This is a genomic window from Pseudomonas sp. TREG-RG-20F-10-E-6-01 (assembly GCF_022662455.1).
Lineage (GTDB): Bacteria > Pseudomonadota > Gammaproteobacteria > Pseudomonadales > Pseudomonadaceae > Aquipseudomonas.
Genome location: NZ_JAKNQP010000003.1, coordinates 725548 through 751012 on the forward strand (window position 1 = coordinate 725548; position 25465 = coordinate 751012).

A 25465-nucleotide genomic window follows, 5' to 3' on the forward strand; every position below is an offset into this window, starting at 1 on the left:
GTAGGGCTTTTTCATGAATGGAACATCCACCGGTAGCGAAGCCGCTGCATTGATTGCGCGGCTGGACTGGGCGCAAAGCCCCCTCGGTGAGGCCAACGACTGGCCGCAAAGTCTACGCACAGCGGTCGACATCGTGGTCCACTCACCGATGCCAATGCTGCTGCTGTGGGGCCCCCTGCTCACGCAGCTTTACAACGACGGCTTTGCGCGGCTTGCGGGCAACAAGCACCCCGGCGCGTTGGGCCAGCCGGCGCATGAGACCTGGCCGGAGCTGGCCAGCTTCACCGCGCCAGTCTACGACGCCGTGCTGAGCGGCCAGGTGCGCACGTTCAGCGAGCAACGCTTTGTACTGCAACGCAACCACCGCGATACCGAGATCTGGCTCGACCTGACCTACAGCCCGGTCCGCGATGAAAGCGGGACCGTCGCCGGTATCCTGGTCACCGCCATCGAAACCAACGAACGGCGCAGCAAAGCCCTCGAGCTGCAGCAGCGCTCCGAAGACAGCCTCAAGGCCCAGCACAGCACCGAGCAACGCCTGCAACTGGCGCTGGCGGCGACCGATGCGGTCGGCACCTGGGACTGGGACATCGGCGAAGACCGCTTTATCGCCGATGCCCATTTCGCCTACCTGCACGGCGTCGACCCGAGTGACGCCGGCCTGCTGCCCATCAGCGACTACCTGCAAGGCGTACACCCCGAAGACCGCGGCACGGTGGCGCGCAGCATCAAGCATTGCATCACCTTCGGCACCGAGTACGCCGAGGAATACCGCCTGCTGCAAGCCGACGGCCAGGTGCGCTGGGTGTTCGCGCGCGGGCGCTGTTACAAGGATCATCAAGGCCGTCCGTCACGCTTTTTAGGCGCAGCACTGGACCTGACCGAACGCAAACACACCGAGCAGGCCCTGCGTCAAAGCCAGACCGAGCTGCAGTTGATCATCAACGCCATGCCGGTGCTGATCGGTTACGTCGACCACGAACAGCGTTTTCGCCTGAACAACAGCGCCTACCTTGACTGGTACGGCATGACGCCCCAGGAGTTGTACGGCAAGAGCATCCGCGAAGTGCTCGGCGATGAGGTGTATGCCGGGCGCGAAGACAAGATCGAGGCCGCGCTCAAGGGCAAGGCGTGCAGCTTCATGACCGTGACGCCCCACCACGACGGCCGGCCGCGCCATGCACTGATGAAGTACCTGCCGCGCTTCAGCAATGACGGCTCGGTGAATGGCTTTTACATCTTCGTGATCGACGAGACCGAGCGCAAACTCACCGAAGAGGCCCTGCGCCACCTCAACGAGAACCTCGAAGAACGCGTGGCCCAGCGCACCCAGGCGCTGGCCGAGGCCAACCAGCGCCTGCAAAACGAGATGTTCGAACGCGAGCGCGCCGAGGATGCGCTGCGCCATGCGCAGAAGATGGAAGCGGTGGGTCAACTGACCGGCGGCATCGCCCATGACTTCAACAACATGCTCACCGGGATTATCGGCAGCCTGGACCTGATGCAGCGCTACATCGCCGCCGGGCGCAGCGATGAGATCGGCCGGTTTACCGACGCGGCGGTCTCCTCCGCTCACCGTGCGGCCGCCCTCACCCACCGGCTGCTGGCGTTCTCCCGGCGCCAGTCGCTCGACCGCCGCCCTCTGGACCCGAACACGCTGGTGGCGTCGCTGGAAGACTTGTTCCGCCGTACCAAAGGCGCGCATATCTCACTCAAGGTGCAGCTGGGCAAGGACATCTGGCCGGTGAATACCGATGCCAGCCAGTTGGAAAACGCCCTGCTTAACCTGGTAATCAACGCGCGCGACGCTATGCCCGACGGCGGCGAACTGGTGATTGAAACCGCCAACAGCTACCTGGACGGCACCGACATCACCACCCTCGAACCGGTCAAGGCCGGCGACTACGTGATGCTCGGCGTGAGTGACAACGGCAGCGGCATGGCGCCGAAGATTCTGGCCAAGGCCTTCGATCCGTTCTTCACCACCAAGCCTATCGGCCAGGGCACCGGCCTGGGGCTGTCGATGATCTACGGGTTTGCCCAGCAATCGGGGGGCCACGTGACCATTCAAAGCGAACCCGGCCAAGGCACCTGCGTGCGCCTGTACCTGCCGCGCCTGTATGGCACCGCGCTGGAAAGCAACCTGCCGCAGCACCTGAGTGAAGCGCCGCTGGCACTGGCCGGTGAAGCGGTGGTCGTCGTCGAGGATGACCCCGCGGTGCGCATGCTGGTGGTCAACGTGCTGGCTGAACTGGGCTACACCGCCCACCAGGCGGCGGATTCACGCACGGCACTGCCGCTGCTGGAGTCGGATTTACGCGTGGACCTGCTGGTGACCGACGTCGGCCTGCCGGGCATGAACGGCCGCCAACTGGCAGAAATCGCCCGCCAGCACCGGCCCGGCCTGCGCGTGTTATTCATGACCGGTTACGCCGAAAAAGCCGCCGAGCGCCAGGGCTTCCTGGAGGACGGCATGGACATGGTGGCCAAGCCGTTCTCGGTTGAGCTGCTGGCGACCAAAATCCGCAGCATGATCAGCGTCGATGAATGAGTTCAGGCATAATCGCGCGCCCTTACGTTTGACCGTTGCCAGGTAACAACATGAAAGCCCAAGCCCGTCACATCCTGGTGAAAACCAGTGAAGAAGCCGAACAGCTCAAGCAGCGTATCGCCAAGGGCGAAGCGTTTGATGTGCTGGCCAAGAAATACTCGACCTGCCCGTCCGGCAAGCGCGGCGGTGATTTGGGTGAAGTGCGGCCAGGGCAGATGGTCGGGGCGATTGACGCGGTGATCTTCAAGAAGCCGGTGAAGGTGGTTCATGGGCCGATCAAGAGCAAGTTTGGCTATCACCTGGTGCAGGTGTTTTACCGCGACTGAGGGGTTGGCTCAGGACCGCTATCGCAGGCAAGCCAGCTCCCACACTTGAGCGCATTTCAACTGGAGGAATGCAGTCAAATGTGGGAGCTGGCTTGCCTGCGAACCGCCGCAGGCGGCCATTCACCGCGCAATCAAAGCCCCTGGCACCTGAATCACCCGGCTGGCCAACCGATGCCCAGCCAAGGCCGCCGCCTCTGGCGACTGACCTTTCAACCGGCTGGCCAGATACGCTGCACTGAACGAATCCCCCGCCGCCGTCGTGTCCACCACCTTCTCGACCTTCAACGCCGGCACAGCAAAGCGTTCGCCCGCACAACGGATCAAACAGTCATCCGCGCCGCGCTTGAGCACCACCTCTGCAATCGCCGGGTACGCCGCAAACACCTGCTCGCTGTCGGCGTACCCAAACAACGCACGCTCGTCGTCCTCGGTCAGCAAGGCGATATCCACCTCAGCCAACACGGCGTGATACGCCGCGCGTGCCGCCTCGACGCTGGCCCATAAACGCGGCCGGTAGTTGTTGTCGAAGACTACCTTGCCACCGCGCTTGCGCGTTTCGATCAAGGTTTGCAGTAACCGCGTACGCCCGATTTCTCCCAGTACTGCCAGGGTAATACCGCTGAAATACACCACGTCATAACCCGGCAAAGCCGCCAGGATCGGCTCGGCGGCCGGTGTGGTGAAGCAGTCGCGCACGGCGGCTTCGTTGCGCCAGTAGAGGAATTTGCGTTCGCCGTTCGCGTCCGTCTGGATGCAATACAAGCCGGGCAAACGCCCGGGCAGGCGTTGCACCATGCCCAGGCCCAGGCCTTCTTCGGCCCACTGCGTGCACATGGCGTCGCTGAAGCTGTCATCGCCCAGGGCGGTGACGTAGTCAACCGTGCCGATGCCGCCCAGCTCGCGGCGCAGGTACACCGCTGCATTCAGGGTGTCGCCGCCGAAGCTTTGTTGAAGGCTGCCATCGGCGCGGTGTTGGAGTTCGATCATGCATTCGCCGATCAGGGCGATGCGCGGTTGTGGGTTCATGCCTTGGTCTCTCGCTGTTCTGGAGGGCCTCTTCGCGGGCAAGCCCGCTCCCACATTTGATTGCATTTCAACTGGAGGAATGCGGTCGAATGTGGGAGCGCGCTTGCCCGCGATAGGCGCGACGCGGTCTAGAAGCAGGTGTGCAGCGACTCGATCACCTGCAACTGCTCATCCACCAGGCAGCCCACTTGCCACTTGTCGAAGGTCAGGCAAGGGTGCGAGGTGCCGAACGAAATGATGTCGCCGATGCGCAACTCAACCCCCGGTGCCACCGTCATGAACGCATGCTGGTCCATCACCGCCGTCACGATGCAGGCGGTGACGTCATCGCCTTCAGCCGGCACAATTCCAGCCCGGTAGCGCTTGAGCGGCACCGGCAAACCGGCGTCGTAGGCCACATCGCGCTTGCCCAAGGCAATCACCGCAAAGCCTGGCTCGGGCATCGATTGCACGTGCGCCCAGACTTCCAGCGCCGGGCGCAGGCCTTCATTGAGGTCGCTGCGACGGTCGAGCACGCAGCATTGCGCTTGCTTGTAGATACCGTGGTCGTGGGCCACGTAACTGCCCGGGCGCAACACGCTTAAGAAACGCCCCGCGGCGTTTTGGGTTTCGAAGGACTCGGCGATCAGGTCGTACCAGGCCGAACCCGAGGCGGTAATGATCGGTTTGGGCAGGTCGAAAGAGCCGTTGTTTTGCAGGTCCACCGCCAGGCGCACCAGGCTGGCGGCAAAGTCGCGGATGCCGCTGATGGCGTGCTCGCCATGGATCACGCCTTCGTAGCCTTCAATGCCGGTGAGGGCCAGCGCCGGTTGGGCCTTGATCGCCTTGGCCAGCTCGCGCACTTCCTGTTCGCTGCGGCAGCCGCAACGGCCGCCGACCACGCCATACTCGATCATCACGTTCAAACGCAGGCCACGCGCGGCGAAAAACAGCCCCAGGTCGGCGACGTTGTCCGGGTGATCGACCATGCAATGGAAGTCGAAGTCTTTGTCGGCCAGCAGATCGGCAATCAACGCCATGTTCGGCGCGCCGACCAATTGGTTGGCCATCAACACGCGACGCACGCCCCCGGCATAGGCAGCGCGGGTCTGCACCGCATTGGCCAAGGTGATGCCCCAGGCGCCCGCCTCGATCTGGCGCTGAAACAACGCCGGCATCATGCTGGTTTTGCCGTGGGGCGCCAGTTCTGCGCCGCTGTTGCTGACGAAGTCCTGCATCCAGCGAATGTTGTGTTCCAAGGCGTCGCGGTGCAGCACCAGGGCCGGCAGGCTGACGTCGCGGACCAGGTGGGCGCCAACGGCGGCGGCGCCTTTTTCAACGGCGTTGAGGGCAGTCATAAACACTCCTATTCGTTGATGCGTCGGGCCAGGTTGTTGGCGCTGTCGATCAACACCCGGCGATAGTCGTTGTAGTTTTTGATCGCGTCGGCCCGTGGGGCAACGATGCACAAGGTCGCAATGCTGATGCCCTGCGCGTCCCGCACCGGGGCGGCGAAGCAATGGGTGAAGGTGTCGGCCACGCTGTCGAAGGAGAAGAACCCGTCGAGCGTGGCCTGGCGGATCTGCGCCAGAAACGTCTCCAGCGGCAGGCGCTGGCCGTCCGGCAGGATGAAATCGTCGTAGTCGATCAGGTCGATAATCTGCTGGTCGCTCAAGTGCCCCAGCAGCAGGCGCCCGGAAGCGGTCCAGGGGATCGGTGCGTTTTCGCCGATGTCCGACGAGATGCGGAAATGCCGCTCGCCTTCGCGCATCAGCGCCACCGTGTATTTACGCCCGTTGAGCAGGCACATCTGCGCGGTTTCGTGGGTTTGGCTGACGATCTCCTGCAAGGCGTGATCGGCCTCGCGGGTCAGGTCGAAGTGGCGCAGGTGCGCCTGGCCGAGGAAGTACAGTTGGCGGCCAAGGTAGACGTGGCCGTCCTTGCCCACGGTTTCCAGGATACGCCGCTCCAGCAACGAGGCGACCAATTCGTAGACGGTGGATTTGGGGCTGCCGATGCCGCTGGCAATATCATTCGGGCGCAGGGGCTGGCCGATCTCCTTGAGAAAATCGAGGATATCGAATGCACGGTCCAGTCCTTTGGCGCGGCGTTTGATGGTGTCTTCGGTCATGGCAGTTCGGTCCGGTCGAAATTCTAGGGTCTGGCAGAGATCCCTTGTGGGAGGGGGCTTGCCCTCTCCCACATTTGATCTTCAGTGGATTTCAAGAGAGGGGCATTTAGCCTTTTTTCTTGTAGGCCACGCAATCAATCTCAACCTTGCAGTCGACCATCATGTTGGCCTGCACACAGGCGCGCGCCGGGGCGTGTTCGGGGGTGAAGTATTCACCGAACACCTTGTTGAAACTCCAGAAGTCGCGCGGGTCTTCCAGCCATACACCAACGCGCACCACGTCTTTCAACTCGTAGCCGGCCTCTTCAAGAATCGCCACCACGTTACGCATGGTCTGGCGGGTTTGCTCGACGATGCCGCCGTTGATGATTTCACCGTCCACTGCCGGCACTTGGCCCGAGACGTAGAGCCAGCCGTCCGCTTCCACTGCACGTGCGAAAGGACGCGGTTGGCCACCGCCGGCGGTGCTGCCGGTGCCGTAACGAGTAATGCTCATAAAGTTGCTCCTGATTAAAAACGAATGTTCTTCAAAAATTCCGCCAGGCGCGGCGATTGCGGGCGTTCGAAGATGTCCTTCGCACTGCCCTGCTCTTCAATGCGGCCCTGGTTCATGAATACGATCTTGTCCGACACTTCGTAGGCAAAGCGCATTTCGTGGGTGACCAGCAACATGGTCATGCCCTCTTCCGCCAGGCCCTTGATCACGCTGAGCACCTCGCCCACCAGCTCAGGGTCGAGGGCCGAGGTGACTTCGTCGAACAGCATCAAGCTGGGGTTCGTCGCAATCGCCCGGGCAATCGCCACGCGCTGTTGCTGGCCGCCGGACAACTGGCCCGGGAAGTGATTGCGCCGCTCCAGCAGGCCGACGCGGTCCAGCCATTTTTCGGCCAGGGCCACGGCTTCGTCCTTGCCCATCTTCTTGACCTTGAGCAGGCCGAGGGTGACGTTTTGCAGCGCGGTGAGGTGCGGAAACAGGTTGAACTGCTGAAACGCCATGCCGGTCATCGCGCGGTGCTGGGCAATCACCCGCTCGGGGTGGCGCACACGCTTGCCGGCGATTTCGCTGTAGCCGATGGACTCGCCGTCCAGGGTGATCTGCCCGCCCTGGAACTCTTCCAGCAAGTTGACGCAGCGCAGCAGCGTGGTTTTGCCCGAGCCGCTGGAGCCGATCAACGTCACCACGTTGCCGCGCTGCATGGACAGGTCGACGCCCTTGAGCACTTCGACCTGGCCGTACTGTTTACGCAGGCCGCGAATGTTCAAAAGCGGTTGGTTGGTTTGAGGTTGGTTCATGGCAAGGCCACCCGCTTTTCAATGTAGCGCCCGAATAACTCGATGGCGTAGTTGATGACAAAGAACAGAAACCCGGCGAACAGGTAGAACTCCAGGGTCATGAAGGTGCGCGCGATCACTTGCTGGGTGCTCAGCAGCAGCTCGGCCACGCCGATCACCGAGAGCAAGGTCGAGGCCTTGACGATTTCCGTGGAGGAATTGACCCAGGTCGGCAGGATCTGGCGCAACGCCTGAGGCAACAGCACGTAACCCAGCGACTGGTAGAACGTCAGGCCAATCGCCTTGCGCGCTTCCAGTTGCCCACGGGGAATGGCTTGCAGCGCGCCGCGCACGATCTCCGACACGTGAGAGCCGCAGAACAGCGTCAGCCCGACGGCGCCGGCCTGGAACGCGCTGATCTGCCAACCGAGCGCCGGCAGCATGTAGAAACACGCCAAGACCAGCACAAACACCGGCGTGCCACGGATCAGGTCGACATACAGACGAAACGGCGCGCGCATCCAGAATTTGCCGTAGGTCAGGATCAACCCGGCGACGATGCCGATCAGCGTGCCAAAGATAATGGCCAGCGCAGACACATACACGCTGGCCTGAAAGCCCGCCCACAGGGTATCCCGGGCGATCCACAACTCATGCAGCCAGCTGGGGGACTCGTACATGGAAACCCTCCTTAACGACGGATCGCCAGACGCTGTTCCAGGTAACGGAGCAGCATGGCGATGAGGTAACAGGCAGCCACATAGAGCGCAGTCGTGACCATCCAGGTTTCAATCACCCGGTAGCTTTCGACGTTGATCTTGCGGGCGTAATAGGTCAGCTCCGGCACGGCAATCGCCGCCGCCAGCGAGGTGTCCTTGAACAGCGAAATGAAGTTGTTCGACAACGCCGGCAAGACGTTGCGCAGCATCACCGGCACGGTGATGTAGGCGCGGATACGCCATTCACCCAGGCCGATGGCCAAGCCGGCTTCGCGCAAACCCTTGGGAATATTCAGCAACCCGGCGCGGAACACTTCGGTGAGGTAGGCACCGGCGTACAACGACAGTGTGATGATGAAGGACGGAATTTTGTCGAGACGAATCCCCAGTGACGGCAGTGCAAAGTAGATCAACAGGATCAGCACCAGAATCGGCGTATTGCGGATCACCGTCACGTACACCGAGGCGATGATGCGCAACGCGCGGTGCCTGGACAGCATGGCGAATGCCATCATCAAGCCGATCACGCAGCCAATCGCGATCGACAGCAGTGCCAGCTCAAGGCCCAGGCCGAGCCCCGCCAGCAAGCTGGGGAAATCACGCCACACGGCGGCAAAGTTCAACTGATAGTTCATGGTCGGCAGTACCTGATTGGGGCGCCGTCAGCGACGCCCCAGGGTTTACGATTTACTTGAACTCAACCGGAAAACCGATCGCAGGCTCTGGCAAATCCACACCGAACCATTGCTTGAACGAGGCTTTGTAGGTCGGGAACTCCACGCCGGTCATGGCTTCATGCAGCGCGGTGTTGACGAAGTTCAGCCAGTCCTGGTCGCCACGCTTGACCGCACACGCGTAGGTTTGCGGGCTCCAGGCGTAGGTCGGGCTGCGGTAACGGCCTGGGTTCTGCACCATCAGGTACTTGACCGAAGACTGGTCGGTGGCGGCGGCGTCGGCACGGCCGGAGTTCACGGCCTGGTACATCAGGTCGACGCTGTCGTACTGATCAACCTTGGCCTTGGGCAGCGCCTGGTGCACCAGCTCTTCGGCGTAGACGTTTTGCAGCACGGCCACGGTGACGCCGTCGCCGGCGGCTTGCAGGTCTTCGATTTCCTTGTACTTGCTGTTGTTCGGCAACAGCAGGCCCACGCCTTCGCGGTAGTACGGCAAGGTAAAGGCCACCTGCTGCGCACGGCTGGCGGTGACGGTAATGAACTGGCAACTCATGTCGACCTTGTCGGTCAGCAGGTTGGGAATACGTGCATCGGAAGACTGCACCACAAACTCGACCTTGCTCGGGTCGTTGAACAAGCCTTTGGCCACAATGCGGCCGATGTCGATATCAAAACCCTGCAACTTGCCATCCGCTCCCTGGAAGTGCCACGGCGCATTGGTACTGCCTGTACCCACGATGAGATGCCCACGCTTGAGCACATCATCGAGCTTGCTGTCCGCCGCGTGCACAACGCTTGCGAGGGAAGCCGATGCGGCGAAGAGAAAAACACACGCTTTAAACACGGAAGGTCGGTGATGCATGACAAGCACTCCAGGAGTTGTGTATTCCGCTATACCGGAACTTAGTATGCAACAACGGAATAGACAGCAGAAAGTGTGCCACACGCGGTTGCAGAAAAACATGAAGGGGACAAAGTTGTTTTAAATCAATTGGATAAATATTGAGCTGCGGTAAGGCGCTGTGCCAGCAGCTGTGGATGTGTTGCTACGCAAGGCCACACACGGCGGTGACAGTTTGGATGCCGTGCACCACGGTAGCGTTACCGTGCACCGTGGCGGTGCTGAGCGAGCGGGTTTCTTGTGGCGAGCGGGCTTGCCCCGCGTTGGGCTGCGAAGCGGCCCCAAAACCTGGCGACGCGGGTTTTCAGGTATAGCGCGGCGGCTGGATTGGGAGCGCTTCGCACTCCAACGCGGGGCAAGCCCGCTCGCCACAGGAAGCTCGCTCACTATGAGAAGACCGCTCACTACAGCTAGCCGGTTTGCCGCAACTCACCAGGGTTTCTTGGCGAGGCTCTGGTTGTTTTTTTGTGCTGGGCTAGGCTGGTGGGATGTCTGTGTGCGGGAGCGTGGCGTGATGAAGGTAAGCCTTTTGGTGGTGTTGCTGGGCTGTCTGGTGGCCGGTACGGCTTCGGCCAGTAATGATCGCCGTGAATGCAAAGAAGAACTGCAGAAGCTCAAGGAAGCCTTCAGCACCGATTACACCAGCCAGAACCACCATGGCTATCGTCGGGCGAAGGCGTCCAGGGACAATGAGGAATACAAGAAATGCGCGAGCCAGGCGCGCAAGGCACGTGAACGAACGGAACGTGCCGACGATGCATGAGCCTGTCTACCTGTGAAGGTTGACAGTAGACGGTGGTGATCTCGCGATCTAGCGTATCCGGCAGGCCCACTCGGCCAGGTGCACAAGGAGATCATCATGGGTGCTGCGAATGCGGTGATTGATACCCTCAGCGACTACCAGCAGGTTCTGAATCAGCACCCGCTGGTGATCGTGCTGTTTACTTCCCAGTCCTGCCAGGCGTGCCTGGGAGTTCACCCACGCTTTAATAGCATTGCCGAAAAATACGCCGGCCGAGTGAAGAGCATGATCCTGGACACCGCCCGGACGCCGAGAATCGACGGCGTAGACGGCACGCCTACCCTGGTGGTCTACAAAAATGCCCTTGAGGTCGAAAACCTCAAGGGCATTGGCGCGCCAGAAGAACAGGAAGCACTTCTGGATCAGGTGTTCAAAGACTACGCGCCCTAGGCACCAGCAGCACCTGCGTCACCCGCCGCTCCTCCACCGCCGCCACCGTCAGGTGCCAGCCTTCGTGCTCCAGGCTGTCGCCCACTCGCGGCAAGCGGTCCAGCAGGCTCATCACCAAACCTGCGAGCGTCTGGTAATCGTCGGTGGCCACGGCCTTGAAGCCGGTGCGCTGGCGAACCTGGTTAAGGGTCAAGGCACCATTGGCGCGAAAGCCCGCGCCCTCCTCGACGATATCCGGCCCTTCGATTTCGCTGGCGTCCGGCAATTCACCGGCGATGGATTCAAGAATGTCGGTCATGCTCAACACGCCCATGAAATCGCCGAATTCGTTGATCACAAACGCGATATGGGTGGATGCCTGGCGCATCTGCTCCAGGGCGTTGAGGATCGAAAAGCTCTCCAGCAGGTTGACCGCGCGGCGCGCCAGGTGCTCCAGGTTCGGCTCGTGGCCGGCCAGGTATTCCTTGAGCAACTCCTTCTTGTGCACAAAGCCCAATGGCTCATCGACAGCACCGTTGCGGATCAACGGCAGCCGCGAGTAGGACGAATGCATCAATTTACGGCGAATAGTGTCGGCATCGTCCGCCAGATCAATACAGTCGACCTTGGCCCGCGGCGTCATCAAGCTGCGGATCGGGCGCTCGGCCAACTGCAACACGCCACTGATCATCACGCGCTCGCGTCGATCAAACAGCGGGCCCTGGGTCGCATCCGGCTCGCCCATCAGGTCGGCAACGTCGTCATCCATGCCCTCCACCGCCAGACTGCGGCCCCCCAGTAAACGCATCACCGCATGCGCAGTGCGCTGGCGTACCGGCAATGTGCCCTGTACCGACTTTTTGCGGCGGGCGCGGGCAAGCTGGTTGAACAGCTCCACCACAATCGAGAAGCCCATCGCCGCGTACAAGTAACCCTTGGGCACATGGAAGCCCAGGCCTTCGGCAGTCAGCACCAGGCCGATCATCATCAGGAAACTCAGGCACAGCATGATCACCGTCGGGTGCGCATTGACGAAACGCGTCAGCGGCTTGCTCGCGACAATCATCAGGCCGATGGACACGATCACTGCGATCATCATCACCGCCAGCTCGTCGACCATGCCCACGGCAGTCACCACCGCATCGAGGGAGAACACCGCGTCAAGCACCACAATCTGCGCGACGATCGGCCAGAACATCGCATAGGTGGCATTGCCCGCACGCTGGGCCACATGACCTTCGAGGCGTTCGTGCAATTCCATGGTGGCCTTGAACAGCAGGAACACACCGCCAAACAGCATGATCAGGTCACGGCCGGAAAACCCCTTGCCGAAGACCTCGAACAGCGGCTGAGTAAGGGTCACCATCCAGGAAATACTCGCCAGCAAGCCCAGGCGCATCAGCAGCGCCAGGGACAAACCGATCAACCGCGCCCGGTCGCGCTGCTCCGGCGGCAGCTTGTCCGCCAGGATCGCGATAAACACCAGGTTGTCGATGCCCAGCACCAGTTCCAGCACAATCAAGGTCAACAAGCCGAGCCAGGCCGTTGGATCCGCTAACCATTCCATTTATAGAGTCTCGTTATAGATGTCTGAATGCCGGACACGGCAAGGCGCGGTCAGTGGACCGGGACAAGGGTAGCAATCGGAATACGGGGTGCTTCAGCGGGAACAGCAGCAGCGGATGTCTTGGGGAAAGACGACTGGGAGGCTCCGAGAGGGTGTTCATGCAAGTCCTGCAGTGGAAAAAGGACTTGAATCGTACAATCGAAACCTAAATTTCCTACAACGCAAAACTATTACAAAATCTGTAACCCCAACACACACTTCGAAATAGGCCACTCCAGAGCACAGATACCAGTGGAGCAGGACCACCGGTGGACAGAGCCACCTATGGGCCAAATCTACCCGTGGAGAAGGGCTACCTGTGATAGCAGGACTATCTGTGAAGCAGGGCTATCTGTAAAGCAGAGCTACCTGTGGTGCAGGGCCACCTGTGGCGAGCGGGCTTGCCCCGCGTTGGGCTGCGCAGCAGCCCCAAAACCTGCTGACCGAATTCTCCTGACACTCCGAATCGCCTCAACTGGGGCTGCTTCGCACCCCAACGCGGGGCAAGCCCGCTCGCCACAGTAATCCCACTCCCACACTTCGCTCAGCGTTTACGAGTCGCATCATCCAGCGCCAAAATCGTATGCGCAATCCACAAAGTCCCGAAATCCATCGCCCCCGACGAAGCCATCCTCATCGAACCGCTGGCCTGTTCGCTGCACGCCGCCGAGCGCACGCATGCCGGCGGCGCCTCCTTCAACGATGCGCTGCAAGCCATGAAAACCGCTGCCTCGCAGGGGCGTGATTCGACCAAGGACTTAGTCGCGAAAATCGGCCCCGCGAGTCGGCTGGGTGAGCGCTCGTTGTGCGTGCTCGACGCAGGCGCGGTGTCGGGCTGCCTGATCCTGACGCGGTTGGCGGATTCGGTTCAACCGCGCTGGGTGTAGCGCCCCGGATGGCCCTTTCGCGAGCAAGCCCGCTCCCACAAGGGCTTAACCTGCAGTCTGGAATTACCAGAACCGCTGCTGGGTCAAGCGGCTCCACCAGGTCAGCAGCACTCGGTCCACCGAACCGCTGGCCGCCAGGCCGACCCGCTCTTGCAGGCTTTTGCGCTCGGCATAGTGCAGGTGGAACACCTCGGCGGTCTTGGCCTTGGTGGCCAGGTATTCGTCGCTGGTTTGCAGTTCGTCGACCAGTTGCTTGTCGAGGGCTGCAACCCCCAGCCACACTTCCCCGGTCGCGACATCATCGATTGCCAGCTGAGGGCGATAGCGCGACACGAAGTTCTTGAACAACTGATGGGTGATGTCCAGGTCTTCCTGGAACTTCTCGCGGCCCTTCTCGGTGTTTTCGCCAAACACGGTAAGGGTGCGCTTGTATTCACCGGCCGTCAGCACTTCGAAATCGATGTCATGTTTTTTCAGCAGGCGGTTGACGTTGGGCAACTGCGCTACCACGCCGATCGAACCGAGGATGGCGAACGGTGCGCTGATGATCTTCTCGCCGATGCACGCCATCATGTAACCGCCGCTGGCCGCGACCTTGTCGATGCACACGGTCAATGGCACGCCCGCCTGGCGAATACGCGCCAGTTGGGATGAGGCCAGGCCGTAGCTGTGCACCATGCCGCCGCCGCTTTCCAGGCGCAGCACCACTTCGTCTTTCGGCGTGGCCAGGCTCAGCAGTGCGGTGATTTCATGGCGCAGGCTCTCGGTGGCCGAGGCCTTGATGTCGCCGTCGAAATCCAGCACAAACACCCGGGGTTTGGCCTCGGGTTTCTTCTTGCCTTTCTTCTTTTCGGTTTTGCTTTCGGCTTTGCGCAGGGCCTTGAGCTGGTCCTTGTCGAGCAGGCTCGACTCCAGGCGCTCACGCAGGCCCTTGTAGAAATCATTGAGCTTGCTGACCTGCAATTGGCCGGCGGACTTGCGACGGCCTTTGCTGCGCAGCGCCGCGAAACTGATCAGTACCACCACAATAGCGACCACCAGGGTGACGGTCTTCGCCAGAAAGCTCGCGTATTCGGCCAGAAAATCCATATGTCTCCTTAAAAATGCACTGCGCCAGGCGCGGATGGGCCCAGCATACCGACGGCACCGCGTTCGAGCCAGTGATCAAACCGCCAGCAAGCGGGCTCTAACGGGCTTTTAAAACAAGCGTATGTTTTTTCATTGACAGCTCTCCGGCATCCTCATAACCTCGCCAGACTTTCAACGTACCGGGAAAACGGACGTGGGCAGCATTTATCTGATTCGACATGGCCAAGCCTCTTTCGGTGCAGACGACTATGACGTCCTGTCGCCCGTCGGCGTGGAACAAGCGCAAGTGCTCGGTCGCCACCTGGCAGACCTGGGCCTCACGTTCGAGCGCTGTGTATCGGGCGACCTGCGCCGCCAGCAGCACACCGCCACGTCCGTGTTCGATCAATATGCAGCCCGTGGCCTGCCGGTACCTTCGCTGGACATCGACAGCGCCTTCAACGAATTCGACGCCGAGGCGATCATCCGCGCCCTGCTCCCCGACCTGCTGAGCACCGAACCCGAAGCCCTGGAGATCCTGCGCAATGCGGCGCACAACCGCAGCGAATTCCAGCGCATCTTCGCGTTGATCATCGAGCGTTGGCTGGCCGGCACTTATGACCCACCGGGGCTGGAAAGCTGGCTGGGGTTTGTCGAACGCGTACAAGGCGGCCTGCAACGGATTCTCGAAACCGCCCGGAACACTGACAAGATCGCCGTGTTCACCTCCGGCGGCACGATCACCGCCCTGCTTCACTTGATTACCCGAATGCCTGCTGCCCAGGCGTTCGAACTCAATTGGCAAATTGTTAACACCTCGCTCAACCAGCTGAAATTCCGTGGACGCGAGGTGGCGCTGGCTTCCTTCAACAGTCATACCCACTTGCAACTGTTGAAGGCGCCGCAGCTCATCACTTTCCGATGAGCTGCGGCCAACCGTGACCCCAAGGTCACTGGACTCTACCCTTAAGGATCGAAACCATGACTGACGTAGCCAAAGCTGTAGAAGCAATGAAAGCCAAATTCAACCCAGCCGCTGCCGACGGCCTGGACCTGGTGTTCGGTTTCCGTATCGACGACACCCAGAACTTCTCGCTGGTGGTCAAGAACAACACCTGCGAACTGCTCGAAGGCGAAAACCCTGACGCCCAGGTCACGCTGGTCACCGACGGCGAAACCATGGAAGGCATCGTCAGCGGCGACACCGACGGCATGCAGGCCTTCATGAGCGGCAAACTGCGCACCGAAGGCGACATGATGCTGGCAATGAAGCTGAGCGAGCTGTTCCCGGCCTGATCACGCTGATTGAGTAGCGCGCTTTACCCCGACAAATCCCGCCACATGGCGGGATTTGTTGTTTGCGCAAGCGGACAACGGCCACACTCACACCTCATCGGCCACAATTGCCCTTGATAGCCTCCCCCGCAAACGCCCGCCGAAAAAACCCTGTCGAATCACCCAAAGAGCCATTCACCGTCCCGGAGTGATCAAGCTCTGGATACAAATGCCACTCCACCCGATCCCCTGCCTGACAGGCGTCCCGGACCAAGGCTTTTTGCCCCGGTGCAAACACATCTCGGTCTTTACCGCCGGTGCCGAGAAAGACCGGAATATCGGTTTTCACCGAGGGATAAGCCGATTCACGCCCCAGCCGATCCAACGCCGCCTTGGGCGAACGCTCGAAGCTGTTATTGAAGGTCAAAACTGCCGACCGTGCCGTGAGCCCACGCCATCAGTGGCCAGCCGCCCGCTGGTGCTGCGCCCTTGGGCACGAACAGCGCACCGGAAACCGCGACAGGCGTGAGGTTGTCGAGCCCATCGGTGGAGGAATACAGAATCCGCACGTTCAGCCCGGCCGACGCCAGGCTCTGCTGCGGCGTCAATGCTTCACTGCGCAGCAATTTGCCGGGCATTGGCGGCACAGGGTCAGCCCAGGTGTAGAACGCGTCAGCGGCGCTGCTACTGCCGGCCGCCAGTACCCATAGCAACGCCCACGCCCGCATCGCGCATCACCACCCTTCTTTCAACATGCGCAATTCCAGGTGCTGCAACAACATGATGGTTTTGCCATCGACAATCTCACCGCTCTGCACCATCGCCAGCGCCTGTTCAAAGCTCAGCTCCAGCACTTCGATGTCTTCACCCTCGTCGATCAGCCCGCCGCCATCGCCAACGCGGTCCGCCGCCTGGTACTCGCCGATAAAGAAGTGAATGCGCTCGGTCACCGAACCGGGGCTCATGAACGCCGCGTAGATTTTCTCCACAGGGCCGACGCGGTAGCCGGTCTCTTCTTCGGCTTCGAGGCGAATGCGCTCTTCGGGGGTGGCGTTGTCCAACAGGCCGGCGGCCGCTTCGATCAAGTAGCCGGGGTAATCGTTGACGAACGTGGGCATGCGGAACTGGCGGATAAGCAGCACGGTGCGCTGTGCGCGGTTGTATAGCAGAATCGTTGCGCCGTTGCCGCGGTCGTACACCTCACGGGTCTGGGCTTGCCAACTGCCATCCTGGCGGCGCAGGTCGAAGGTGTATTTTTTCAGAAGATACCAATTGTCCGACAGGGTTTCTTCGGCGGTGATGCGAACGGGGCTATTGTCCATGGCCTGGCCTCTGCTCAAAGGAGCGCGAGCATGTCGCGGCGCCAATGTCAGCGTCAAGCGAAACGCTTGTGCAGACCGGCGCGCGGCGTATCGGGTTCAGTAAGGGGTCACGGCCTGAGCCAGCGACTGCTTGATGCGCGGCCACGCGGCCGCAACCTCTTCAGCGCTGGCGGCCTTGATCAGTGCCAGATCGCGCGGGTAATCCACCCCGGGGTTCTCAGTGAACCACGTCGCCGTGAATTGGCCATTGCTGGCCCACAGGATGTATCCCGTGTCCTGGTCACCCAAACAACCCAGGCACGCGTCGTTCAATGCTGTAACACTTTGCAAGCAATCCCCATTCACGGCTGTCGAATTAATTCCTGCCCCTTAAAGCCATCTGGTAAAACCCGAGCTTCGCTTTTGTCCTGGAACCTTCATGTCATCTCGTTTTCTGTCTCGCCTGGGCCTGCGCTGGTTTCCCCTGCTGTGCATGGCCCTCCTGATCATCGGCCTGCCGGTGGGCTGCGCGGTGCTTCAACACAAGGAGCGCGAGCTGGTGTTTCGCATTGAACCGGGTACCGCCGGCTGGTACACCGGTTTGCCCAAGGCCGTGCAGGAATTCGATATAAAACCCGCCAGTTTCAAATCAGGCCAGAACCTGCACGGCTGGTGGTACCCGGCCGACAAGCAGGATGCTCCGGCGATTCTGTACCTGCACGGCGTGCGCTGGAACCTCACCGGTCAGCTGTTTCGCATTGAACAACTGCACGCACTGGGCTTTTCGGTGCTGGCCATCGACTACCGCGGTTTCGGCCAGAGTCACGGTGACTTGCCTTCGGAAACCAGTGTGTATGAAGACGCGCGCATCGCCTGGGAGCGCTTTCAGGTGCTGCAGCCAGACCCGAGCAAACGTCTGATCTACGGGCACTCGCTGGGTGGTGCGGTGGCCATCGACCTGGCAGCGCAGTTGAGTCAACAGACACCGGTGCCCGTGCGCGGCCTGGTGATCGAATCCACGTTCACCTCGCTGGGGGACGCGGCCGCGGCCGTGGCCAACACCTCACTGCCGGTGCGCTGGTTGCTGTCGCAGAAGTTCGACTCCATCGACAAAATTGCCGGCGTGCACATGCCGCTGCTGGTGGTGCATGGCCTGGCCGACCCCTACGTGCCACCGCGTTTCAGCCAACAACTGTTCGACGCCGCCCAGGAGCCCAAGCGGTTGCTGCTGGTGCCTGGCGCCACGCATAACAACAGCATGAGCCTGGCCGGGCGCAATTATGGGCAAGCGCTGGAAAAACTCATGCAGGCGCAGATGCCCGCACAGGTGGTGACGCACTCCACAGGTCGCAACGGCGACTCTTGAAAGTACTTTTCGGCACTGGGTTCACGCTTGGCTGTCAAGCGTAAACCCTGCCCATACTGGCCCGCGCCGCAAGTTGATCAAATATTAACCGAGGGTTAAATCGCCAACCCTGCCGGGCCTTCGCAAAGTTATCCACAGAGATACCCACGGTTTTCGTGGACAACTCTTTTTACTTTTTTACGATCTTTTTGCTCAGCAAACCCCTTCGGGAAAGGTGCCTGGCAGCAAAATATCGCGATTCACATCGCGTATATCGTTATAGCCGCACAGCGCCATCGACACATCCAACTCACGGGCAATGATGTCAAGGGCCTTGGTCACGCCCGCTTGGCCCATGGCGCCCAAACCATACAAGTGCGGACGACCGATCATGGTGCCTTTGGCGCCCAGTGCCATCGCCTTGAGCACGTCCTGGCCGGAGCGAATGCCGCCGTCGAGCCACACTTCAATCTGCTTGCCCACCGCCTCGACAATTGCCGGCAGCTGGCTGATGCTCGACGGTGCACCATCCAGCTGGCGGCCACCGTGGTTACTCACCACCAAGGCATCGGCGCCGGAATTAGCCGCCAGCCGCGCATCCTCCACATCGAGAATGCCCTTGATAATCAGCTTGCCGCCCCAGCATTTCTTGATCCATTCCACGTCGTCCCAGCTCAGGCGCGGGTCGAACTGCTGGGCGGTCCACGACGACAGCGAACTCATGTCCGCCACGCCTTTAACGTGGCCGACGATATTGCCGAAACCACGGCGTTTGGTGCCCAGCATGCCCATCACCCAGCGCGGCTTGGTTGCCATGTTGAGGATATTCGGCAGGGTCAGTTTTGGCGGCGCCGACAAGCCGTTGATCAAGTCCTTGTGGCGTTGCCCGAGGATCTGCAGATCGAGGGTCAGTACCAGCGCATCCACACCCGCCGCTTTGGCGCGCTCGATCAATTGCTCGACAAACCCGCGATCGCGCATCACATACAACTGGAACCAGAATGGCTGGCCGATCTGTTCGGCGATGTCCTCAAGTGAGCAGATGCTCATGGTCGACAGCGTGTAGCGCAGGCCAAAAGCCGCGGCGGCGCGGGCGGTCAGGATCTCGCCATCGGCATGCTGCATGCCCGCAAGCCCCGTGGGCGCCAGCGCGACCGGCATGGCCATGTCCTGGCCGATCATGCTGGCGCGGATCGAACGTTCATCGATGTTGCGCGCCACGCGCTGACGAAATTTGATGCGGGCAAAATCGCTTTCATTTGCCCGATAGGTGCTTTCAGTCCAGGAACCGGAATCGGCGTAGTCGTAGAACATTCGTGGGACACGTTTTTGCGCCAGCTTGCGTAAGTCTTCGATGGTTGTGATCAACGACATCTAGGTCACCTCTCCCTGAACTGAGCCCAGAGAGTAACCGCCGATCAGCCGCGCAACCAGTGATTGCGTTTATATCGGCAGAGGCCTAATCTCGCATAAACCCGCAAAAAGACGCACAAACATGCAGAGCACTCATCAAGCCATCGACCTGCCTTCGTTGCGCAAACAGAAAATCCTGTTGCTGCTGGAGCGCGACGGCAAAGTCACCGCATCCGAATTGGTGGAGCATTTTGCCGTGTCCCAGGACACCATCCGCCGCGACCTCGGTGAACTGGCCGCCGCCGGCCTGTTGCAACGCGTGCACGGCGGCGCCCTGCCCCGGCCCAAAGACACCGGCAAAGACTTCTTCACCCGTGTGGGCGAGACCAATGAGGTCAAACGCCACCTCGCGCGCCTGGCCGCCGATCGCGTGGAAGACGGCCAGATCGTGTTGTTCGATTCCGGCTCGACCACGCTGCAGATTGCACAATCCTTGCCACGTGCGATCCGCCTGACGGTGGTCACACCGTCGCCGATGATTGCCATCGCCCTGGCCGACCACCCGGATGTGAAAGTGATTTTGGCGGGTGGCCAACTCAACCCTGCCACCTTGTCCACCAGCGGCCACGAAGCCGTACGGCTGATCCAGAGCATCAAGGCCGACCTGCTGTTTACCGGCGTGTGCGCGTTGCATCCGCAAGTGGGCATCAGCTCGTTGCATTTCGACGAAGTGGCGGTCAAGCAAGCCTTGCTCGACAGTGCCTCCCACGTGGTGGCGGTGACCATGGCCGACAAGCTCGGCGCGGTGGAGCCCTTTGTGGTGGGCCCGTGCAGCCGCATCCATACGCTGATCACCGAGTGGCACGTACCGAGTGTCGAAGCCTATGAGCAGTTAGGGCTGGAAGTGCTGCGCGTGGAGGTTGAGTAAGTACAAGGCATCGGCAGTGGCATGACCGCTGGCGGTGTTGTCGAAGATGCACCAGGTGGGAGTGCCTGCTGCAACGGACTGGCTCAGTTGCTGCGAGAATGCCTGCACGCGCTCCGGCCCATACGCGCTGTGATAGATGCGCGGCGAGCCGTGCAGTCGCCAATACTGCACGCCCTGCCAGCCGGTGCCCGCGTCGATGACCGGTGGGTCGGCGACCACACGGCCTATGTGTAAATCCTGCAATAACGCCTCGGCTTCAAGCCAGCTGGCGTGGCGCGGTTCCAAAACCACGGCACCCGCAAATCGTTGGCGTAACGCCGTGAAAAACGGTGCAGCAATCGCCGCGTCATAGCCAAAAGACGGTGGCAATTGAATCAGCAGGCAGCCCAGTTTTTCACCCAATCTGAGGCACTGCTCGACGAATTCATCCAGCGCGGTTTCGCAGCGTTGCAAGCGCAATTCATGGGTGATGCGCTTGGGCACCTTGACCGAAAAACGAAACGCCGGCGGTACCGATTGCGCCCAGCGCTCATAGGTCTTGGGCAGGTGCGGGCGATAAAACGAACTGTTGATTTCCACTGCGTTGAAACGCGACGCGTAACGTTGCAGGTGTGTACCCTCGCCCGCAAAAGCCGGCCACTGTTCACGCGGCAAACTCCACCCCGCGCAGCCCACATACAGCGCTGCCTTCAAAACAGCACCTTGGCGGCGTCGCGCATAAAAATCTCGATGGTCTTGGGCCCGACGCCTGCAAATTCACCCAAGCGTTTTTCGAAGGCCTGACGGTCTTCGCTGGCGCTGCGAATATGGCTGATCTTGCCGCCATACTCGGCATTCAATTTGGCACTCAGGTCGAGCAAACGCTGCGCCGTGGTTTCGTCATAGCGCACGTAATGCGCGCGTCCAAGCATCGACACCAACTCCCTGGAGGTGCAGTGCTGCAACTTGCGCGCGGTATCGCGGCCTTGCTCTTCGACAATCACCTTGTACGCCTGCGCAGCAATTGGCGCCTGAATGCGCTTGCCCATCAGGAAGCTGGCGATAAACCACTTGAACAGGCTGGCGTCGTCTTCAGGCCTTAACTCAATGCCCAACTGCGCAGCGGTAATCGACCTGGCCATGCTCAGTGGCCCAACTTGCGCTCAGCCTTGGCGGCTTGCTCGTTGATGGCGTCGGTCTGGCGTTCGATGTCCTTGATCGACGTGGGCGTGAGTACCTTGTCGACACTTTCGGTTTTCGGGTTCGGGCGTTCCAGCGTGTGGCCCTTGTCGGCTTTGTCGGTGCCTTTCTGGGCGTCTTCGGAACTGATCGGGGTTGGGGTTTTATCGGCAGTCACAGTTTGTCTCCAAGCAGTTGAAGGCCCACAAAAAATAGCGGGCGCTTATGCAGCAGAGCCTGTCGAATTTCGATAGTTCAAGGAAATTGGCGTGCATGACCACCGGAGAAAAAACCGCGAATTAATTTAAACCTTTTGCCGAGGCTCCCCCTCAACAGTCAGGTACGGCATCACGCCACTGTTGATTTCAAGGAGATCCACCATGACTACTCTGCTGATGAAACAAATGGGCCTGACCTTTGTGCTGGTTGCAGGCTCGATTTCCACGGCCATGGCCGCAACGTCCAACAGCTTTGTCGACGACGCCGCCCAAGGCGGTATCACCGAGGTGGAAGCCGGCAAGCTGGCCCTGGAAAAAAGCAGCTCGGCCGACGTAAAGACTTTTGCTCAGCACATGGTCACCGACCACACCAAAGCCAATCAGGAACTGACGGCATTGGCGAAAAAGCTGGATATCGAAGTACCCGATGACGCCGCCCTGACCGACAAGGCCAAAAAAGCCATCCTCGAAATGCGCGACGAGTCGTTCGACAAGGCCTACGCCAACAACCAGGTCGCCGCTCATGAAAAAACCGTCGAATTGTTCCAGAAAGAAGCCGCTTCCTCGGACAACGCCGAGCTGAAAGCCTTCGCCGCCAAGACCCTGCCGACCCTTGAAGCCCACCTGAAAATGGCCAAGGAGCTGCAAGCCAAACACGACCACTAAACCATCCCCTGACCCAGGAGACACTCGACCATGAGTTCGCAACTCAACGGCAAGAAAATCCTCATCATCACCTCCAATACCGGTATCGAACGCGATGAGCTGGTCAAGCCACTGGAAGCGCTGCGCGGTTATGGCGCCACGGTGACTCACGCGTCCAGCAAAGGCGGTACCACCCAGACCTTCGTCGGTGACACCGAGAAGGACAAAACCGTGGAATCCAACGTGCAATTGTCGGACGTGGCAAGCAGCGACTTCGACGCTTTGGTCATCCCTGGCGGCACCGTCAACGCTGACACCTTGCGTCAGGATGCCGACGCGCTGCGCTTGATCAACGACTTCGTCAAGGCGGGCAAAACCATCGCGGCGATCTGCCACGGGCCATGGACGCTGATCGATGCAGGCGTGATCAAGGGCAAAACCCTGACCTCGTACAAAAGCGTGCGGATCGACCTTGAAAACGCCGGCGCCGCCGGCTGGGTGGATGCCCAGGTCAAGGAATGCAAGGCCAATGGCTGGACCTTGATCACTTCGCGTACTCCGGATGACTTGCCGGCGTTCAACGAAGCAATTGCCAAAGCTGTTGCGGGCTAAACCACCCGCTTGAACGTAAACAGGCGCCCAATGGGCGCCTGTTTACGGTCTTGAATGGGCTCAGCTTTTACGCTGTTCAGCCATCTCACGTTTTGGCCCGAACAAGGCCCAGACGATCAGCCCGAACAGCGGCACGAAAATCAGAATGATCAACCACAGCCCTTTGGTCTCCCAGCCACCGGTGCTGCGTAATACGACGTTGATCGCCCATAATTCCAAGATCAGCAGAATCACGGCCAGAATGATCCAGATAGTTTCCAATTGCATAGCTCACCTCCTGAGGTCTATGCATTAGGTCAAGCAGATGGCCTGAGGGTTCCATTCGATTTTCAGCAAGGGCTCACGCCCAACGGTTGCAGCTAATCCTGCGCGACCTTCTAGACTCAACACTGAATCACCTCGCCTGCACTGAATTAAGGAGGTTCAGGATGACCGAGCACGTTATCCACTTTCACTGCCAGATCGACCAGAGCACCACCGAGCGCTTTCGCGACTGTTGCCTGGACGCTATCGGCGAAGGCGCCAGTTCCCTGCTGCTGAACCTGTCGACCACCGGTGGCAGCACCAATTTCGGCTTTACCCTCTACACCTTTCTCAAGGCGTTGCCGGTGCCCTTGTGCGCGATCAACGCGGGCAACATCGAGTCCATGGGCATCATTATGTTCCTGGCGGCGAACCGACGCATCACCACGCCGCACTCACGGTTTTTGATTCACCCGATGAACTGGTATTTCAGCCAGAGTTCAGTGGACCACCAGCGTCTGCGTGAATACCTGTCGAGCCTGGATAACGACCTGGCGCGCTACGTGAAAATCTATGAATTGGAGACCACTCAAGCCGAGACCCAGCTGGATATTTTCAAGTGCCTGTCGGCTGAGGAAAAAGTCATCGCCGCGCATGAATCGCTGGCCTATGGCATTGCCCACGAGGTGCAGCAGGTGGTGTTTGCCGAAGACATCAAGCATTGGAAAGTCAGCGGCGCCTAGAAGCGGCGTATTGCAATCTGCTGCCTGGCAAACCATGCAAGGTGCACGAATGCGCGGCCTTGCAGGTTTCCCTATCTCATTGATTAATATGGTTTTATTAAAGTTATCCAAGTTGGTACAACTGATGCAACCTCCAAGTAACGAGGCGTGCACTTCGACACGCCCGAATGCTATCCGTGAGGTTCCACCATGAATGCAATCGACCTTCTCAAGGCTGACCACGAACGCGTCAAGGCGCTGCTGACCCAACTGAGCGAGTCCACCGAGCGTGGCGTCAAGAAACGCACTGAATTGCTGGCCAAACTCGAGATGGAGATCAGCCTGCATACCCGCCTCGAGGAAGAGATCCTTTACCCCGCGTTCCGCAAGGCCGGCGGTAAAGAGCAGGACATCATGTACCACGAGGCCAAGGAAGAGCACCGCACCGTCGACGCCCTGGTGCTGCCCGACCTGAAACAGACCGAGCCTTCGACCACTGAATTTTCCGGGCGCGTCAAAGTGGTCAAGGAACTGTTGGAGCACCACATCGAAGAAGAGGAATCCGAGATGTTCCCGCAGGCCAAGAAGCTGTTGGGCAAGACCGTGCTCGAAGCCCTTGGTGCAGAAATGGAAGCGATGAAAGCCGCGCACAAGAAAGCCCTGGGCGCCAAGCCGATCGCGGCCTGATGCCCGTTCGTCGCATGCCCGCGAACTATTTCAAACTTTGATTTCGATTGAGCATTCCCAATTAAGCGACACCGTTGATTCATTCATCGAAGAGGGATTTTGAAATGGCTACCAGCGGAAAAACCACGACAGGTGCAGGCGGTAAAGCCAAGCCAGATACTGCCAAGAAAAGTGGCGGTCAAGGCTCCGGCGGCAATTTTGCCAACGACCGTGAGAAAGCTTCTGAAGCCGGCAAAAAAGGCGGAGCCCACAGCTCCGGCGGCGGCGCCAAGAAGTCTTGATTGAAGCACCACCGGGGCCCGGGTTTCCCGGGCTTCGGCCCACGCAAGGGGATTGAGTCATGAAGACCAGTATTTCCCACAGGATGTTGCTCATCGTCGGCTTTTCAGCGTTGCTGGCAAGCCCTGCTTTCGCCGCCTTTGGCGATGCCATCGCCCCCGCCGCCAATTCGCTGAGCGGCAGCAGCGCAGCAGGTTCCGCGCTGCCGCCAGGCACCTATCCGAGCAGCCCCTCCGACAGTGACAAAAAGGCTGAAACGCCGCCCAAAGAGAAGGCCTCGACGAGCGGGAATTCACACAAGCAACCCGACGCGAAAAAGACTCAGAAAAAGATTCCGCGCAGCAGCAGCAACTAGCTGCTTAACAAGGGCCAGGCGAAACGCCTTGCC

30 protein-coding genes and 3 pseudogenes are annotated in these 25465 nt (G+C 60.2%); 15 read left to right on the forward strand and 18 right to left on the reverse strand.

Annotation, left to right across the window (positions count from 1 at the left end):
- Window positions 1-13: 13 nt before the first annotated feature.
- Together L8K08_RS13460 and L8K08_RS13465 are read left to right on the forward strand one after the other, a co-directional pair.
- Complete coding sequence (locus tag L8K08_RS13460) at window positions 14-2551, forward strand: PAS domain-containing sensor histidine kinase (RefSeq protein ID WP_242197666.1); 2538 nt, start codon at window positions 14-16, stop codon at window positions 2549-2551.
- 50 nt (window positions 2552-2601) lie between these two features.
- Window positions 2602-2877, forward strand: coding sequence for a peptidylprolyl isomerase (locus tag L8K08_RS13465; protein WP_003174397.1), 276 nt, complete (start codon window positions 2602-2604; stop codon window positions 2875-2877).
- A gap of 120 nt (window positions 2878-2997) precedes the next feature.
- Here L8K08_RS13465 and L8K08_RS13470 read toward each other — a convergent pair whose 3' ends face one another.
- The 8 genes from L8K08_RS13470 to L8K08_RS13505 form a co-directional block, all read right to left on the reverse strand.
- Window positions 2998-3903, reverse strand: coding sequence for a sugar kinase (locus L8K08_RS13470; RefSeq protein ID WP_242197669.1), 906 nt, complete (start codon window positions 3901-3903; stop codon window positions 2998-3000).
- 128 nt (window positions 3904-4031) lie between these two features.
- Window positions 4032-5240, reverse strand: coding sequence for an amino acid deaminase (locus L8K08_RS13475; RefSeq protein ID WP_145165754.1), 1209 nt, complete (start codon window positions 5238-5240; stop codon window positions 4032-4034).
- An 8-nt stretch (window positions 5241-5248) separates the two neighbouring features.
- Window positions 5249-6013: an IclR family transcriptional regulator gene (locus L8K08_RS13480; protein WP_106580124.1), complete on the reverse strand. Its 765-nt coding sequence runs from the start codon at window positions 6011-6013 to the stop codon at window positions 5249-5251.
- 106 nt (window positions 6014-6119) lie between these two features.
- Window positions 6120-6509 (reverse strand): RidA family protein, encoded by a 390-nt coding sequence (locus L8K08_RS13485; protein ID WP_078742925.1) that lies wholly within the window; start codon window positions 6507-6509, stop codon window positions 6120-6122.
- Between the two features lie 14 nt (window positions 6510-6523).
- Window positions 6524-7306, reverse strand: a complete 783-nt coding sequence (locus L8K08_RS13490) for an amino acid ABC transporter ATP-binding protein (protein WP_242197673.1) — start codon at window positions 7304-7306, stop codon at window positions 6524-6526.
- Window positions 7303-7965: an amino acid ABC transporter permease gene (locus L8K08_RS13495; RefSeq protein WP_242197676.1), complete on the reverse strand. Its 663-nt coding sequence runs from the start codon at window positions 7963-7965 to the stop codon at window positions 7303-7305. Before L8K08_RS13495 ends, L8K08_RS13490 begins: the two co-directional genes overlap by 4 nt.
- 11 nt (window positions 7966-7976) lie before the next feature.
- The gene (locus L8K08_RS13500; protein WP_106580127.1) at window positions 7977-8639 is read right to left on the reverse strand and encodes an amino acid ABC transporter permease; all 663 of its coding nucleotides are present in this window, start codon (window positions 8637-8639) and stop codon (window positions 7977-7979) included.
- Window positions 8640-8691: 52 nt separating this feature from the next.
- The gene (locus L8K08_RS13505; RefSeq protein WP_065929539.1) at window positions 8692-9540 is read right to left on the reverse strand and encodes a transporter substrate-binding domain-containing protein; all 849 of its coding nucleotides are present in this window, start codon (window positions 9538-9540) and stop codon (window positions 8692-8694) included.
- Between the two features lie 553 nt (window positions 9541-10093).
- Between L8K08_RS13505 and L8K08_RS13510 the strand changes: the two genes are divergently transcribed.
- Together L8K08_RS13510 and L8K08_RS13515 are read left to right on the forward strand one after the other, a co-directional pair.
- On the forward strand, window positions 10094-10342 hold the full coding sequence (locus tag L8K08_RS13510; RefSeq protein WP_145165756.1) for a hypothetical protein: 249 nt from the start codon (window positions 10094-10096) through the stop codon (window positions 10340-10342).
- Between the two features lie 96 nt (window positions 10343-10438).
- Entirely contained in the window at window positions 10439-10771 is a 333-nt protein-coding gene (locus tag L8K08_RS13515) for a thioredoxin family protein (protein ID WP_145165757.1), read from the forward strand.
- On the opposite strand, the gene L8K08_RS13520 is transcribed toward L8K08_RS13515, so the two are convergent.
- On the reverse strand, window positions 10752-12317 hold the full coding sequence (locus L8K08_RS13520; RefSeq protein ID WP_242197678.1) for a TerC family protein: 1566 nt from the start codon (window positions 12315-12317) through the stop codon (window positions 10752-10754). The genes L8K08_RS13515 and L8K08_RS13520 overlap by 20 nt on opposite strands.
- Before the next feature lie 629 nt (window positions 12318-12946).
- Here L8K08_RS13520 and L8K08_RS13525 point away from each other — a divergent pair.
- Window positions 12947-13243 (forward strand): annotated as a pseudogene (locus L8K08_RS13525) (DAK2 domain-containing protein); the annotation flags it as partial.
- A 63-nt stretch (window positions 13244-13306) separates the two neighbouring features.
- Here the strand turns inward: L8K08_RS13525 and sohB are convergent.
- On the reverse strand, window positions 13307-14332 hold the full coding sequence (gene sohB, locus L8K08_RS13530) for a protease SohB (RefSeq protein ID WP_145165759.1): 1026 nt from the start codon (window positions 14330-14332) through the stop codon (window positions 13307-13309).
- A gap of 193 nt (window positions 14333-14525) precedes the next feature.
- On the opposite strand from sohB, the gene L8K08_RS13535 reads away from it, so the two are divergent.
- Both L8K08_RS13535 and L8K08_RS13540 read left to right on the forward strand, forming a co-directional pair.
- Window positions 14526-15236: a histidine phosphatase family protein gene (locus L8K08_RS13535; protein WP_145165760.1), complete on the forward strand. Its 711-nt coding sequence runs from the start codon at window positions 14526-14528 to the stop codon at window positions 15234-15236.
- 56 nt (window positions 15237-15292) lie between these two features.
- Complete coding sequence (locus tag L8K08_RS13540) at window positions 15293-15607, forward strand: SCP2 sterol-binding domain-containing protein (protein ID WP_016969749.1); 315 nt, start codon at window positions 15293-15295, stop codon at window positions 15605-15607.
- 94 nt (window positions 15608-15701) lie between these two features.
- On the opposite strand, the pseudogene L8K08_RS13545 reads toward L8K08_RS13540, so the two are convergent.
- The 3 genes and pseudogenes from L8K08_RS13545 to L8K08_RS13555 all read right to left on the reverse strand — a co-directional run.
- Window positions 15702-16314 (reverse strand): annotated as a pseudogene (locus L8K08_RS13545) (hypothetical protein).
- Between the two features lie 6 nt (window positions 16315-16320).
- Window positions 16321-16908, reverse strand: coding sequence for an NUDIX domain-containing protein (locus L8K08_RS13550; protein ID WP_242197680.1), 588 nt, complete (start codon window positions 16906-16908; stop codon window positions 16321-16323).
- Between the two features lie 96 nt (window positions 16909-17004).
- Window positions 17005-17187, reverse strand: a pseudogene (locus L8K08_RS13555) (short-chain dehydrogenase); the annotation flags it as partial.
- A 139-nt stretch (window positions 17188-17326) separates the two neighbouring features.
- Between L8K08_RS13555 and L8K08_RS13560 the strand changes: the two are divergent.
- Window positions 17327-18253, forward strand: a complete 927-nt coding sequence (locus L8K08_RS13560; protein WP_242197683.1) for an alpha/beta hydrolase — start codon at window positions 17327-17329, stop codon at window positions 18251-18253.
- Window positions 18254-18445: 192 nt separating this feature from the next.
- Here L8K08_RS13560 and L8K08_RS13565 read toward each other — a convergent pair whose 3' ends face one another.
- A complete protein-coding gene (locus tag L8K08_RS13565; protein WP_242197687.1) occupies window positions 18446-19606 on the reverse strand; it encodes an alpha-hydroxy acid oxidase in 1161 nt (386 codons plus the stop codon).
- Between the two features lie 121 nt (window positions 19607-19727).
- Here L8K08_RS13565 and L8K08_RS13570 point away from each other — a divergent pair, with 121 nt between their 5' ends.
- Entirely contained in the window at window positions 19728-20513 is a 786-nt protein-coding gene (locus L8K08_RS13570) for a DeoR/GlpR family DNA-binding transcription regulator (RefSeq protein WP_242197690.1), read from the forward strand.
- Here the strand turns inward: L8K08_RS13570 and L8K08_RS13575 are convergent.
- The 3 genes from L8K08_RS13575 to L8K08_RS13585 are packed head-to-tail and all read right to left on the reverse strand — an operon-like array spanning window position 20478 to window position 21849.
- Entirely contained in the window at window positions 20478-21206 is a 729-nt protein-coding gene (locus tag L8K08_RS13575; protein WP_242197693.1) for a DUF72 domain-containing protein, read from the reverse strand. The genes L8K08_RS13570 and L8K08_RS13575 overlap by 36 nt on opposite strands.
- Complete coding sequence (locus tag L8K08_RS13580) at window positions 21203-21634, reverse strand: DNA methylase (protein ID WP_145165764.1); 432 nt, start codon at window positions 21632-21634, stop codon at window positions 21203-21205. Before L8K08_RS13580 ends, L8K08_RS13575 begins: the two co-directional genes overlap by 4 nt.
- Before the next feature lie 2 nt (window positions 21635-21636).
- On the reverse strand, window positions 21637-21849 hold the full coding sequence (locus tag L8K08_RS13585; protein ID WP_119735379.1) for a hypothetical protein: 213 nt from the start codon (window positions 21847-21849) through the stop codon (window positions 21637-21639).
- Between the two features lie 202 nt (window positions 21850-22051).
- Between L8K08_RS13585 and L8K08_RS13590 the strand changes: the two genes are divergently transcribed.
- Together L8K08_RS13590 and L8K08_RS13595 are read left to right on the forward strand one after the other, a co-directional pair.
- The gene (locus tag L8K08_RS13590) at window positions 22052-22555 is read left to right on the forward strand and encodes a DUF4142 domain-containing protein (protein WP_106580144.1); all 504 of its coding nucleotides are present in this window, start codon (window positions 22052-22054) and stop codon (window positions 22553-22555) included.
- 30 nt (window positions 22556-22585) lie between these two features.
- A complete protein-coding gene (locus L8K08_RS13595; protein WP_242197696.1) occupies window positions 22586-23146 on the forward strand; it encodes a type 1 glutamine amidotransferase domain-containing protein in 561 nt (186 codons plus the stop codon).
- Window positions 23147-23206: 60 nt separating this feature from the next.
- Here the strand turns inward: L8K08_RS13595 and L8K08_RS13600 are convergent, their stop codons facing one another.
- On the reverse strand, window positions 23207-23413 hold the full coding sequence (locus L8K08_RS13600; protein WP_106580146.1) for a PLD nuclease N-terminal domain-containing protein: 207 nt from the start codon (window positions 23411-23413) through the stop codon (window positions 23207-23209).
- Window positions 23414-23574: 161 nt separating this feature from the next.
- Here L8K08_RS13600 and L8K08_RS13605 point away from each other — a divergent pair, with 161 nt between their 5' ends.
- The 4 genes from L8K08_RS13605 (at window position 23575) to L8K08_RS13620 (ending at window position 25432) form a co-directional block, all read left to right on the forward strand.
- Window positions 23575-24132, forward strand: coding sequence for an ATP-dependent Clp protease proteolytic subunit (locus L8K08_RS13605; protein WP_145165767.1), 558 nt, complete (start codon window positions 23575-23577; stop codon window positions 24130-24132).
- Between the two features lie 189 nt (window positions 24133-24321).
- On the forward strand, window positions 24322-24798 hold the full coding sequence (locus L8K08_RS13610) for a hemerythrin domain-containing protein (RefSeq protein WP_242197699.1): 477 nt from the start codon (window positions 24322-24324) through the stop codon (window positions 24796-24798).
- A gap of 104 nt (window positions 24799-24902) precedes the next feature.
- A complete protein-coding gene (locus L8K08_RS13615; RefSeq protein ID WP_106580149.1) occupies window positions 24903-25079 on the forward strand; it encodes a KGG domain-containing protein in 177 nt (58 codons plus the stop codon).
- 59 nt (window positions 25080-25138) lie between these two features.
- Complete coding sequence (locus tag L8K08_RS13620) at window positions 25139-25432, forward strand: hypothetical protein (protein ID WP_242197702.1); 294 nt, start codon at window positions 25139-25141, stop codon at window positions 25430-25432.
- Window positions 25433-25465: the final 33 nt, after the last annotated feature.